1 protein-coding gene is annotated in these 15,405 nt (G+C 66.1%); it reads left to right on the forward strand.

Annotated features, from left to right (window positions below; genetic code table 11):
* The first annotated feature begins 480 nt into the window (after positions 1–480).
* Positions 481–15,306, forward strand: coding sequence for an adhesin (locus tag MKD49_RS14660; protein WP_252696646.1), 14,826 nt, complete (start codon positions 481–483; stop codon positions 15,304–15,306).
* Positions 15,307–15,405 lie beyond the last annotated feature (99 nt).

The raw sequence follows: 15,405 nt of genomic DNA on the forward strand, positions 1-15,405 counted from the left end.
GGCGCTGTGCATTGTCCTCAGGGCCAGTTTTCTTCTTCCTTTCACAGTTTGTGTTGGCTGCCGCCAGTCCTGCGTCGGCACACTTTTGAAATTGCCCAAAACACCTGCTTGTTGATCAAATAAATCGAATTATTTCGACAGCCCTGCGCCGACCCGGCACGGATAATTTCTGCCGTCAATCTACGCCGTGGCGGAAGTACTGGTCATGCATGGCGGATGCGGTCGAGCCACCCGAACACAAGACAAGGCCGACCGGCCCCCGGCAGGAACCGCTTCAGCTCCCTCCACCGAGACAGGCTTCGCCCCACTGATCCGAACGCAGATGCTTGCGCCGGCCAGTCCTGTCTCCTCCGCAATGATCGCCATGCCTGCCGGATCGGCAGTGCCGTGGCCTCTGTCGTCCTGCGGCTGGCGTAGTCGTGATCAACATGCATGCCGGATGACGCGATCGGGTATGCCTTCAACGATAAAGCAGCCACCATGAGCATTACCGTACTGAATCTGACCGAAGCCAGCGCTCTGCTGCGCACCATCAACAAGCGCGACATCAAGGATGTGCGCGCCATCGATCTCGACCTGGCCCTGGTGCTGGAGAGCGGCCACAAGATCATCATCAGCCGCGGTGCCGTGGCGGCGGTGAATTCACCACAACTGATGCTGGAGTTCGCCGACGGCGATGTCGCCCTGGGTGACGTGTTCGAGAAGCTCAACCACATCGAGGTCCCGGCCGATGCTGCCGTGACCGTCACCTCCAAGGAGATCACGCGCTATGGCATCAAGCGTGTGGTCAAACCCAAGGTCGCCAGGAACAAGCAGGATCAGGAAGCGGACAAGGACAAGACCGACGAGGAAACCGCGGCCTCCCCCGATACCGACGAGGCGCGCCCCGCCGAAGCGCTGGCCGGCAACGACGGATCCGGCAGCAGTCGCAGCGGCGACTCGGGCGGTAGCGACCTCACTGCGCGCAAGTTCACCAGTGGCAAAGGGAGCAGCTCTTCGCTGGCGATACAGGATGTGGCCGATGCCCCGGCCGATATCGGCAGCAGCAAGGGTGGCATCTCCTGGCCGGTGATTGCCGGCGGCCTGGGCCTGCTGGCAGCGGCAGGGGGTGGCGGCGGAGGCGGCGGTGGCGGCGGTGCTGCCGCGTCCGGTGCTGGTGCTGGTAGTGGCATTGCCGCCACCCTGTCCGGTGCTGCAGCGCTGGGCCCGCTCAACAATGCCACCATCACCGCCTATGACGCCGAAGGCCGGGTGATCGGCAAGGCGGTCCCGGTCATCAATGGCCGTTACACGCTGGTGCTGGACCAATCCGGCTACAAGGGCCTGATCTTGCTGGCCATCCGCGACAACACCCCCGGCGTGGCCGACAACTATGCCGATGAAGCCAGCGTGCGCATGACCGACCTGGGCAACACCGTGCTGCGCGCCGTGGCATTGGCCGATGGCAGCAATCAGATCATCAACGTCACGGCCTTGACCGAACTGGCCGCGCTCAAGGCGGGCCTGGGTACCGGCCAGACCAACCTGGCGGCCGCACAGGTCGGCGCGACCACGGTGACCGGCGCGAATGCCGCCGTCAGCAACCTGTTCAAGGTCGACATCCTCTCCGGTGACGTGGCCCCGGTGACCACCACCGATGCGCAAGGCGCGGCCGTGATCAATCCGGCCTTCCTGCAGTCTGCCAGCGTGACCGCGCGCAACTACGGCATCGCGCTCAAGGCCATTGCCAACCTGGTCCAGACCAACAAAGAACGCTATGCCGACAACGGCGAAGCCATCCGCAAGCTGGCCGATGCCCTGCAGTTCACGGATGGCTTGCAGAGCCGGCTCAAATGGAAAGACGGCACTACCCAATCCGACCTCTTCGGCGAAAGCCTCAACGCGCGCGCCAACGATCCTGCCCGCAGCCAGGGTGAGCGCGACCAGGCACGCAGGCTCTACGACCAGCTGCAAAAGCTGCCCAACGGCAGCAGCATCAACGACTTCCTGCTGGACAACCACATCGCGCTGTCCGACCCCGCCATCCTCATCAAGAACACCACGCCCGGCGGTCCGCCGTGGCAGGCACCGGCCAACAGCGGCACGGTGATCCTGAATCAGGAAGCCCTCGGCAACGGTGGCCTGGCGGTCCGTGCGCCACCGCAGTCCAAGGTGGAAGTGACCTTCATCGGCCATGACGCACAGGGCAAGGAGGTCCGCGTGAAGCTGCCGGTGAGCACCGCCGACAGCAGCGGCATTGCCGTACTGCGGCCCAACGAGGCCGCCATCGAGCTGCTCAAGCAGGTGACGCGCGAACAGCCCGTGACGGCCCAGGTGGCCGTCAGCGATGGCGACAACAGCCGCAGCGCGAACAACCTCTGGCAGGGCAACGCCGATGTGCGCATCGACATCAAGACGCCACCCGGCCTCACCGATTTCGCCAGCAACAAGATCATGCTGGCCAACGATTCCTTCTACACCGGGGGCGAGGGCAACGATCCGCTGCGCACCACGCCGCAAGGCAATGACGACCTGCTCACCAGCGACGCTTCCGTGCGGGTGGTACTGGGCAATGCGATCAAGTCAAGCGAACGTCTGCAGTTCGCCGTCGCCACGGCCAAGAGCGCGGACGGCCAGCCGATCTACGGCAACTGGATCGATCCGGTCGGACTGGCGGTAGACCGCATCGACAGCGGCGGCCAGGTGCACTACCTGGCCCGCAATCTGGTCAGCACGGACGGGCCGGTCTGGGTCAAGGCGCGCGTGGTGCAGATCGGTGCGCAGTTCACCAACGGCTTTGGCGGCTCGCGGGAGCTGGATACCCCGCTGCAGTTCACGCTGGACAAGACCGCGCCGATCAAGGTGCAACTGGTCATGGCCGAGAACCGCGATGATGGCGTGAGCAACAGCGACGGCATTTCCGGCCAGAGCCAGGTGACCCTCAATCCGGTGGCCGCCTTCGAGACCGGTGCTGAAGTCCACCTGCGCCTGGCCACCGCTGTCGGCACCAGCAACACCACGCTGCAGGTGCTGCGCGCCGATAGTACGCGCGTACCCGTTGACCCTGGCACGTGGATACAGTGGAAAGCCGGCGACAGGCTGCAGCTGATCGGCGAATCCCGCACCTTCAATGGCAAGGCGCGGCTGGAGGTACGCCAGATCGATCAGGCGGGCAACTACACCGACAGCATCCAGACCTTCATTGCCGATCGCAGCCAGGTCATCGAGCAGATGGTGCCGCTGGCCAACCGCGAGAAGGCGGTGATCGAGGCCAAAGCCGCCGTGGTGGCGGCGGTGCAGGCAGCAGACCTGGCCACCGGTGCCGACAAGGCCGCCAAGCAAACCGCCCTGGCGACCGCGCGCACTGCGCTGCAGACCGCACAAGCCTCGCGTGAACAGGCGCTGGAAGAGGCCAGGATCGCCCTCACCAAGAGCGATGGCAGCACGCGCCTGGCCGACCTGATCGGCAAGCCCGTCGATGCCGCCTACCTGCCGGCCATCCTGCGCGCAGTGGCGGCCACCGCCGATCCCGACAAGGTCAATGAGGCGCGCGGCCTCACTGACCTTGTCGATAGCACCATCGTGGCCGCCAACCAGGCCCTGGACAAGGCCAAAGTCTATGGCGACAACGACAGCAATCCCGCGCCGACCTCGGCCGACTTCGAACACATGGGCATGGCCGGAACCGATCAGCAAGGCACGCTGACCCTGGCCAATGCCGCCCTGAAGACCTTGCCTGCGGCACGCAGCAACAGCATCGCCGCCATCCGCGACATCGTCCAGGCCGCTGCGCGCGTGGCAGCGCTGGCCGATGGCACGGCCGGCAATACCACCGACGCCAACCTGCCCGACGCCGCCACCTATGCCACGCTTGGCGTTGCCACCGCGCTGACCCCGGCCGCTGCGCGCGTGCTGGGCCAGGTGATCGACGGCAAGGCGCTGCATGAAGTGGCCACGACCGCCATGATCGAGAGCCTCGCCAACGCCGCGCTGCGCGTGACGCAATTCGCCGCCGACACCGATCTGGCCTCGCCCCTGACTGCGCAAGATTTCAGTACGCTGGGCATCTCCGGCGTGACCGCCGACAACGTCGGCCGCCTGGCCGACCAGCTGCGCGCAGTGCCGCCCTCGCTCATTGCCGACGGTAAAGTCAGCGGCGTGGTCGACACGCTGAACGAGATCCGCGCCATCGTCGCCCTCGACCTGGGCACGCTGCAGACGCTGATGAATTACGCCCAGGGCATCACGCCCATCGATCCCGCCACCCCCACCCTCGCCGAACCCACGCTGGCCCAATACGCACATCCGGACCTGGCCGCCGCCGGTGCCCAGGTCACGGCTGACCGGCTGCCAGCCATCAACAGCGCCCTGCGCGGCGTGGGCGTGGCCGGTGTCGATGCATGGAGCAAGGTCGCCGGGCTGGTGAAGTCCTACACCCTGATCCTGAATGCGGCCGATGGCGCCGCCAGCGGCACCCCTGCCACCCTGCCCACGGAAGCGGACTTCCAGCGCGTCGGCGTCAAGAGTCTGCAGAACCGCTTCCCCAGCGGCAGCGGCGACGCTGCACGCAGCAATGCCGTCAAGCTCCTGGCGCAGGCGGTGGACCGCAGCACTGCGGCCGAAGTCGACACCAGCGCAGAACTGGACACGCTGGCCGACATCGCCAGCCGCATCATCCGCATTGCGGCCGGCCAGCCGGAGACGGTGACGGCCGACGAGTGGAAGCGCCTGCACATCGGCCGCAACTACACCGCCGAGGAACTGCGCGTGGTACTGCCGGCCATTGCCGGCACCGCCGACGATGGCAGCGAGGTCAATACCCCGGCGACCCTGGCCGCGCGTGCCAGCAATGCCATGGGCAGCGCCGAGCGCATCCGCAAGTACGCCGGCAACGAGCCCGGCGCGACGGAACCGCTGCTGGAGGATTACCGGAATCTCGGCATCACCGGCGTGGACGACGTGCTGATGGTGGCCAGCATCAACTCGGTGCTGGATTCAGCGACCATCAGTGCGCCCGACGTGCATCTGCCGGGACAGGTGCAGGCCATCGTCACGGCCTATGGCAGGATTCTCGGCCAGATCGGCAATGCCGACGGCACCCGTGCGCAGCCCGGCGCACCTGACTTCGAGGTGATCGGCGTCACCCCGCCGCAGTCACCAGCCAGCCTGGCCCTGCTCAATTCGGCCCTGGCCCGTGGCGGCAAGCAGCGCGCCGACATCGATACCGTCTCCGAGCTGAAGGACCTGATCCGCGCCAGCGATACCGTTCTGCATATCGCTGCCGGCAATCTGAGCGACCTGCCCGGCACTCCGGCCACGCATGCCGCCACCTTGCAACCCCTCCTCGCCAAGCTGGGCGTGACCGGCCTGCAGCCGGAGAGCATGCCGGCCGTACTGGCGGTGTTGAAGGCCAGTGCCGATGATGGCAGCGGCGTCGATACCCTGGCCAAGCTGCAAACCCTGGCCACCAGCACCAGCACCGCCCAGAACCGCATCCACGCCTATGCCGACGATGCCAACCAGCCCGCACCGGTGCTGGCCGATTACACGGGCATGGGCGTCACCGGCGCCGATATGGTCGGCGTCAATGCGCTCAATTCGCTGCTGGCCGGTACGCGCATCGGCAAGGCGCAGGTCGCCACACCCGAGCAGCTGCAAGGCATCGTCGGCAGTTTCGACCGCATCCTGTCCGAGGCCAATGAAGCCTCCGTTGCCAACCTGGACCTGGTGCCCGACGCCACGCCGGGCAGCGATCCGCTGCTGGGCGACTACAACAAACTGGGCCTGACCCTGTGGGGCCTGACCGATCCGGCCGGTCCCAGTGACAAGACCACTGAACACCTGAGCCTGCTCAACGATGTCCTGCATCGCAAGAGCCGCGACCAGGTCGACAGCCTCGGCAAGCTGGAAGCCCTGGGCGCTGCCGTGGCCCTGTTCATCGATGGCCAAGGTGTGAGCACGCTGGACGCCACCGGGCGCCAGAAATGGGCCGAGGCCGCCAGTCTGCTGGGTGTGCGCAATCTCGTCACCAGTGGCGAGGGCGAGAACCTGGAGGCACTGATCCAGGCCCTGCGCAATCGCACGGCCAGCCAGATCGATACGGTGGAGGAGATCCAGGCACTGCTCGAAGGCAGCAACGACGCACTGGACAAGATCATTGCCTATGCCAGTGACAGCCTGCTCAACCCGGCCCCCACGCTGGCGGACTACACCGCCACCGGCATCACTGCCGGCAGTGGCGCTGTGGCGATAAATGTGAACAATCTGGCCAGCATCAACGCTTCCGTGGCCAAATTGAATGGTCCCGATGTCAATTCGCGCAGCAAGCTCAGGAACGTGGTGCAGGCCTACAACCTCATCCTGACGGCCGCCGACGGCACAGCCGGCGACGGTTCCGGCAATGCGCTGCAAGCCAGCCACTACAGCACCATCGGCGTGAACCTGGCGAGCCTGGCGCGCTCGTCCGCCAACAGTGCCATTGATGCCGACAAGCTGGCGCTGCTCAACAGCGTGGTCGGCGCACAAAACACGGTCGGCGTGAGCACGCCGGAGCGTCTGGAAAACCTGGCGGCCACGGTCAGCGACCTGATCCGCCTGGCGCGCGAAAGCGCGGACGATCCGCTCTCGGCGCAGAAGGACAGCACGCTGAGCCTGGTCCGCCTGCAAACCCTGGGCCTGGGTGCCATCACCAACGAGGCCACGCGCAGCGCCTTCCTCAATGCCGTGCAGTTCAAGGGCAACAGCGTGGATCCCGCCACCGGCGCGCCACGCTCGCAGGACAATGCTGCCACCCACGATGTGAGCGGCGTCAACAGTGTGGAAAAGCTGGCTGCCATCGCCACCAGCTATGCCACGCTACTGGCCTGGGTCAACAACGGCGGCACCAGCGCGCCGACGCAGGGGGACTACCAGACCATCGGCATCCAGCTGCCCACCACCAATCCAACCTCGGCGCTGCTGCTCCTGAACAGTGCCCTGCACGCCCAGCCGGACGCCAGCCGCATCAACACCATCGCCGGCCTGAACCGCATGGCGCTGGTGGTGGAACAGCTGATGAAGGCGGGCAGCATCGGGCCGCTGGGCGGCGCTGCCGAGGGCAGCATTTCTCTCACCGTGGAGGACCTGCAATGGCTGGGCGTGACCGGCGTCAGCTCCGACAACCTGGGCTTCGTGCTCAGCAAGCTGCAGAGCCTCACTGATCCCGGCAGCGTGCTGGTCTCGCTGGCGGCGCTGCAGACGCTGGCCACGGCGGCCATCAACGCGCGCGAGCATCTCGTCAAGCTGGCGCAAGACAATGCCGGCGCACTCGCCACGGCAGCCGAGCTGGAAGCCATCGGCCTGACCTTGCCGGTCAATGGCGCGGGCAGCAACGCGGAGTATCTCAAGCTCTTCAACGATGCTTTGAAATCCCCCGCCATCGATGGCAGCCGCGCCAATACGCCGGCACTCCTGCAGGCCATCATCGGTGCCGCACAGCGTGTGGTGGACAGTACCCTTGACCATGCTCCGGCATCGCCCACGCGCCCGATCCCGGCCGAGCTGATCGCGCTCGGTCTGCCGCCCGCTGAAGTGGCGAGCATTCCGGCGGCGAACATGACCCTGCTGATTGACGCCATCACTGCCCGCAACTTCAGCAACCTCGGGGTGGACCACACCGGCACCGCGCTGGCCCTGCCGGCCAAGCTGAGCCACCTGCTGAGCGTAATCGCGTCGGTCCGCAACAGCGCTGCCACCGGCCTGGCCAGCACCGACCTGAGCGCGGCACACCTGCAGGAACTGGGCCTGACCCTGACCACCTACAACAACGCCGCCGGCACACCCGGCCATCACCTGCCCGCGATCCTCTCGGCCATTGCCGCCAGCGGCAGCGAGGTCGGCAGTCTCGCTGCCTTGCAGACCCTGGCCAGCCGCGCGGCCAGCGCCCAAGACAAGATCCTGCATTACGCCGATGAAACCGGTTCGCCAACCGCCCCCGCACCCACCGCCGAGGACTATCGTGCCATCGGGCTGGCACGCCTCGAGACCGATGCCACCGGTGCCCGCATCGCACTGGTGAGCCCGGAGCGCGTGGAGGCCATCAATGCCGCCCTGCATGCCAGCGGCATCGGCCCCGACCGGGCCGATACCCCGGCGGGCATCAAGCGCGTCGTGACGGCCTACAACGCCATCCTCGACAGTGCCAACGGCACCGCAGGCGATACCGCCGTGACGCTCACCGGTGAGCACTACCGCGACATCGGCGTCACCATTGCGGGCGTGACCGCGCCCAGTGGCGGTGGCAAGGATGGCGCCATCCTGTCGCTCTTCAATTCGCTCATCGACAGTCTCTCCGCTGCCGATGTGGCCACGCCGGCCAGGATCGAAGCCCTGGGTGCCACCGTGGGCAAGCTCATTGGACTGGGCGGACAGCCCCGCACGCAGCCGGTCAGCAATGCGCCGGCCAGCGGTGAGTTGGCCCGGTTCGGTATCCAGTCCCTGAGCGACGACGAACGCGATGCTTTCATCGCCGTCTTGCAGACCAAGGCCGTCACCGACTTCGACACCCTCGGTGAAGTGCAGGCCCTGGCCACCAGCGTGCGCGCAGCCTATGCCCGCGTGATCGCCTATGCCGAAACCAACGGCGGCACCGCCCCCACCGTGGCCGATTATCAGGCCCTGGCCATCACCGGCATCAGCGACAATGCCGGCCACCGCGACGCCGTCAATGCGGCCCTGGCCACCACTGCCGTCAAGGGCAGTACGGTGGCCAAGCTCAATGCCCTGCAAGCCGTGGTCGACAGCTATCGCCTGCTGCTGCAGCAAGCCGACGGCACGGCCGACAATACCGCCACCGCCGCCTTGGCCAAGCTGGAACACTTCGAGAACATCGGCGTGGACATGGCGCTGCTCAAGCAGCTCGATGGCAGCGCAGCGGGAGCCACCCGCAATGCGGTCCAGCTGCTCAGTTCGCTGGTGGACAGCCGCAGTGCCGCCGCCGTCGACACGCCGCAGGAACTGCAGCAATTGGTCAGTTTGGTGCACAAGCTGGCGCTGGCCGAACAGGGCCTCGACACCTCCCCGCTGCTGCCGGCCGACTTTACCCTCATCGGCATGCCAGTGAGCGATGCCGCCGTGGTGGCGCAGATTCGCGCCCAGCTGGCACTGCTGCCCGATAACGGCAGCGGGCTCAACACCTGGAACCAGTTGCGCACGCTGCTGCTGAGCGTGACGGGCGTACCGACCTGGGACGTGGTCGCGGGCGATGACATCATCAACCTGGCCGAACGCACGGCGGGCGTCACCTTGAGCGGCAGCGCCGGACAGAACGATGTGCTGACTTTGTTCTACCCGGATGGCACCGTCATGAAGAGCGGCATCACTGCCCATGATGCCGGCAGCGGCAAGTTCACCTGGAGCTACACGCTCACGGCCGAAGACTGGACCAAGCTCGGTGCCAACAGTGCCGATGGCGTGGCGCGCACGCTGCAGCTGCAAGCCCGCAATACCAGTACCGGCGTGGATTCCATCAAGGTGGCCCACCAGGTGACTATCGACACGGTGGCTCCCCCGGCCAGTCTGGTGCTCACGCTGGAACAGGACACGGGTGTCTCGGCCACTGACGGCATCACCAGCAACGGCAAGGTCAAGGTCACGGGCGTAGCCGCCGATGCCCAGTGGGAGTACCGCATCGGCAGCACCGGCGATTACCAGGCCGGCATGGGTGACAGCTTCACCGTCACCGCGCAGGGCGCACAGACGGCCAGCGTGCGCCAGTTCGACCAAGCCGGCAACCGCAGCGCCGCGCAGACCCTGAACCTGACCCTCGACAGCCAGGCCCCGGCGGCCCCCGTCATCGCGCTCGACAGCGTGGGCGGGACCGTCAACGACCTGCCGGTGACCAACAATGACACCGTCAAGGTCAGCGGCCTGGAGCCGGGTGCGCGACTGCAGTGGCGCCTGAACCGCAACGACTATGCCGACAACCCGGCCTGGACCGATGCCAGCGGCACCACCATCAATCCGATCGGCCTGGCCCCCAGCCAGGTCAGGAACGTCTATCTGGAAGTACGCCAGCTGGATGTGGCCGGCAATGCCGGCAGCGTCAGCCGCCTGGGCTTCACCCTGGACACCAGCCCCCCGCCCGCACCCGGCCTGAGCCTGGTCGGAGCACGGGGTGACGCGGCCAGCGGATTGTTCAGCAACAGCGGCGTGATCGATATCGCCGGCCTGGAACCGCTGGGCCGCTGGGAATATTCGCTCAACGGTGGCAGCAGCTTCGTCGCCGGCAGCGGCAGCCGGCTGACACTGCCGGCAGGCGACGGTGCCAAGACGGTCATCGTGCGCCAGTACGATCTGGCCGGCAATCACACCGACAGCCCGCCCCTGGCCTTCACCCTCGACACCGGACGCCCGCCGGCCCCCACGCCGGTCCTGCGGCTGGACTCCGGTGCGCTGGCCAACGACGGCATCACTACCGACGGCACCGTGCGCATCGACAACCTGGAAGCCGGCGCGATCTGGGAATACAGCCTGGATAACGGCACCACCTGGTCCACCACGGGCATCACCGGCAACACCGTCAGCTTCACCGACAACGGCACCCGCCGCAGCCTGCAGGTGCGGCAGACCGATCGCGCCGGCAACGTCAGCGATCCGAGCGCCAAGCTGGAGTTCACGGTGGACAACACGCCCCCGCGTACACCCCGCCTGGCAATGGTCAACAACAGCAGCGGCGATGAAGCCTCGCACCTGAGCAATGACGGCCGCATCGACGTGCTGGACCTGGACCCGGAGACGACGTGGCAATACAGTACCGACGGCGGCTCCACCTGGACCAACGGCAGCGGCAACCGCTTCACGGTCAGTGGCGATGGCGCCAAACGCCTGCAAGTGCGCCAGACCGATGCGGCCGGCAATACCAGCATCAGCAGCGTGCTGTCCATGCAGCTCGATGCCACGGCCCCAGGCAAGCCGGGGCGGCCGTCGCTGGTTGCCGATACCGGACGCGACGGGACTGATCGCACCACCAGTGATTCGCGACTGCAAGCCCCGGCGGCCACTGAAGCCGACCTGCGCTTCGAGTACAGCCTCGACGGCATTGCGTGGAGCAGCTTCAACCAGCCCATTCGCGGCACCAGGGACGGCGGCAGCGATGGCGACAAGACGGTGAAAGTGCGCAGCATCGATCGCGCCGGCAACCGCAGCGACGCCAGCGACGAGTTCAGATTCACCCTGGACACCGTCGCGCCGGCCAAGCTGGTGCCGACCCTGTTGAAACCCGTCAGCGGTGGCAGCACCACCGACGGCACGATCCTGATCGGTACCCAGGAAGCCGGTTCGGTATGGGAATACAGCCTGGATCGCGGCGCGACATGGCAAGTGGGTAGCGGTGACCGCATCAAGATCAAGGGCCGCGATGAAGGCAGTACCGATGGCGTCAAGAGCGTACAACTGCGCCAGACCGATGCGGCCGGCAACGCCAGTGTGAGCGAGGTGCTGGAGTTCAATCTGCAGACCAAGCTGGATGCACCCGGTGTCACGGTACTGAACACGATCCGCACCCTGCCCGACGGCACGGCGCTGCTGGATGCCGCCGACACTGCCCCGTCCGCAGGCAACAAGATGGTGCTGGAAGTCAGCGGACGCGCCGGCATGACCGCCATCATCAGCCGTGACGATGGCAGCGAAGTGGGCCGCACGATTCTGGACGCCAGCGGCAAAGGCCGGGTCGAAGTCGGTCGCACGCTCACCATTGCCGGATTCAAGACGGTGACGGGTGCCATTACCACGGCCAATGCGGTCTATCAACTGGTGCACTCCACCGAGGCCATCGTCAAGCTGCGCGGAGCCACGCCTTATTTCAGCGCAGCCTTCTCTGAAAGCGGCATGCCGGTGGTCGACATGAGCAAGCCGATCTACCGTACCGGCACGGGCGACACCGACTGGTACGTGTGGTCGGCCCTCGGCGGCGGCTACGTGATCTCGCGCCGCGGCGACAGCAGCGAGTGGTATCGCGAGGCACCGTCCTCGCAGCCGGCGCTGACACCGGAGGCCGTCAAGAGCTGGGTGGCCGTCGATCGCAGCGCCAGCCTGGTGGCCGAGGAACAGTTGCGCAACAGCGGCGTGAGCTCGCACCAGCGCACGCTGGGCGGCGTGAGCCTGGTCAATGCCAACGGCTGGAGCGAAACGCCCTGGACCTACAAGGCAGTGCAACAGTCCAGTCCGGAGAACCGCAGCGATCCGGCCCAGATCAAGGTCAGCATGTCCACCACCACCCCCTCCGCCCTTGACCTGGATGCCGGCACGACCGGCGTACAGAGCAGCGTGCGGCTCTCCGCGACCCGTACGGAGCTGCTCAACGGCTTGCCCCTCCTGGGTGCGGTGGCTGCACCGGCCGGCAGCGCCACGCGCACCATCGAGCTGGTGTACAACAACAAGTCCCTCTTCAGGGACCGGCCCATCAGCGAAAACGACCTGCTGGTGCTGGACGGCACCGAAGTCCGCATGAACGCCAGTCACGCACGCGTGGACAACCTGACCGTGGGCGGTGTGAGCGGCGTGACCTGTGAGGCCACCAAAACCACCAACAACGTCACCACGCTGACGCTGTCCAAGACCTCCGGTGCCGCATTGATCGGGGCCGAAGTGCAAAAGATCCTGGCCACAATCAAGCTGCGCAACTCACTGGACCTGGCCACCACGTTCGAGCCACGCACCCTGGAAGTGAATCTCATCGACCAGGGCGGACGCCGCAGTTATGATACCGCGCGGGTCACCATCCAGTCCGAGGGATATGGCCTGCAGGTCGACCTCAACGCCAGTCAGGCAGGCGTGCAGCGCAGTTCCACGCGCTACCTCAACAGCCAGTTCGTCAGTACCAACGGCCTCACAGAAGGTACCCCCTTCGTCAGGGACATGGTGGCACCGACGGGGACGCCGCAGACCATCAAGCTCAACTTCTTCGGGGTGCATCCCATCAATGAGATGATCTACAGTACCGATGCCGCGGTGGTCACCCTCTCAGAGGGCACGCAGGCCTACTTCGGCTCCATCGCCAACATCTTCAACCTGCACTGGTGGATGACGTCCGAAGGAGCAGTGATCATCAGGAAGAGCAACGGTACCAACTTCTCGGGCGACGAGGTCAAGCGGATCCTGGAAGGCTTGCGCATGGTCGCCAGCACCCGCAACGATGTCCAACGCAGCGTGGACATCACCCTGCTCGGCCCTGAAGATGCGGTCGGCTCCACCTCGCGCGCCACGCTGATCGTGGATACCCGCGCCCCCGACCTCGACCTGGATGCCAGCCAGGCCGGGAATCAGGCCACGGTGAACACCATCGTTCCCAGAGACCAGACCAGCGACGGGGTCAAGCTCTTCAAGGGCGAGGTGACCGCACCCGTGGCAGGCGACACCGCAAAGGTGGTGCTGACACTGCCTGTGCCTGCGGGAACCAGCCCCGCAGGCTCTGAAAAAATTATCCTGAATACGGACAACCGGCTCCCCACCACCACCGACTTCAACGTCACCGGCAGCATCGGCGGGGTGGACGGGCTGGCGATCCGCTACACTGCCGCCACCCGTGAGCTGAGCATCAGCCGCCAGAATGGGGCCAGCCTGCCCGGCAGCCAGGTCAAGGCCATCCTGGAGGGGCTCAGGTACAGCTTCCCGCCCAATACCGATCTCAGCATCGGCCTCAACAACGAACACCGGTTCGAGATCGCGCTGGTCGATCAGGCGGGCAATACCAGCAAGGGCCGCGTGGACATGTCGACCCTCAGGACGATACCGGCCAGCCTGACCGTGAGCGTGGTGGACGGACAGTTCGGCTATGGGCTCATCAAGATGTCCAACGTCTTCGGCGCGCCCGTGGCCCCGCTCAGCTTCCCGGCCGTGCTGACCAAGAGCGAGGAGGCCATCCCGATGCTGCCTGCCGGTTTCACTGCGGCCACCTTGCTCTCCGCGCTGCGCGGCATTTCCGCCGAATGGGGCGGCAAGGGCGTCTCCGGCGACGGCAACACCAGCATCGGCAGCCTCAAGAGCTACCAGATGTTCGACAAGCTGGGGACCGGTACCACCTCCTTCAGCCTGCTGCAGCAGGGCAGCAGCCTCGATACGCTGGGGGCCTGGCTGCGCCTGGGCCTGAAGCCTGCCGGCGCGGCCGGGCTCAACAACCTGACGCTGGAAATGCTGGGCGGCTTCAAGCGCAACAGCGTGGACCAGTACAAGGTCCAGCCCGACATGGAAACCGGCCTCAGTGATGTCGGCCTGGCCAACATCGGCTTGCTGTACCAGCTGAGTGTGGCCAACACCAGCAGCCGGCCGGTGATCCACGTCCGGTTCGACAGTTCCAACAACGTAGCGGGGAACGTGATCGAGCTGTATGAAGGTGGCCGGCTGGTGGGCAGCAAGACATTGGTCGCCAGCGATCTCGGGGGAGGACCGAAGGAAGTGGACGTCGCCGTCTTCCAGAGCCTGTCGGCCGGCAGGCATGATCTGGAGGTCCGCTATACCGACACCGGCGGCAACTCCGTCAACAGCAACCTGAGCGTGAACGTGGCAGCCGGTGGCGCACCGGTGACCTTGTCGGACCTGGGCGTGCGCGGCAGCAAGCAGTCCGCCTCCGAGGCACAGTCGCTGGGCCAGTCCGGCGCCTCCTATGCCGTCATCAGCGATGCGGACACCAGCTTTGCCTCCGGGCACGGCAACCAGGGCCCGGTGTTCGTCGGCACGGTCGGCGGCGGCAGCGCATCGGACCGCTATCTGGTCACCATCCAGATGGGCGGCAAGGTCGTGGCCTTCGAGGATGTGGGCGCAGGCAGCTTCGCCATCGGCATCCCGGCCGGCGTGCTGCCACCGGGCTACTACCAGGACCTGAGCATCAGCGCCACCGTGCTCACTCCCGGTGCGCGCCTGGGCCAGACCACCAGCATGCAGGGCCTCAAGCTCGGCTGGTACTGGGCCGCGCAGGCGGGAACCTCCATTGTCGGCGGCAATGGCAACGACGAGCTGGTCGTGGGTGCTGCGGCCGATCCCGAGGCCACCGGCGGCATCCTTGTGCAAACCGGTGCAGGCGACGACAGGATCACCGTGGGCAGCTTCGGCAAGACGAGCGCACTGAGGGCAACCGTTACCGACTTCACGGTCGGCATGGACCGGGTGAAGGTCTTTGGCCAGATCGTGAACCAGGACTTCGTGAAGAACTACGTCACGGCCTCCGATCTCAACGGCAGCACTCAGTTGCAGATCGACCTGGACGGCGCGGGCGCGGGCAAGCTGTATTACCACCTGACCCTGCAGGGCGTGCAGTACAACCCGTCCACGATCGGTAGCATCTTCGGCGTGTAAACGGCAGGTCTCACCAGCCAAAGCACAAGGGCGGCCAATTGGCCGCCCTTGTGCGTTACTGCGTTTGCCTTTGCTGCATTGATGGCTGCGTTCAGAACA

The sequence above is a fragment of the Herbaspirillum sp. WGmk3 genome (assembly GCF_023952535.1).
Lineage (GTDB): Bacteria > Pseudomonadota > Gammaproteobacteria > Burkholderiales > Burkholderiaceae_D > Herbaspirillum > Herbaspirillum huttiense.

Excerpts from the sequence above, each read along its gene's own strand:
- MKD49_RS14660 (WP_252696646.1), top strand. The coding sequence starts at position 481 with ATGAGCATTACCGTACTGAATCTGACCGAAGCCAGCGCTCTGCTGCGC.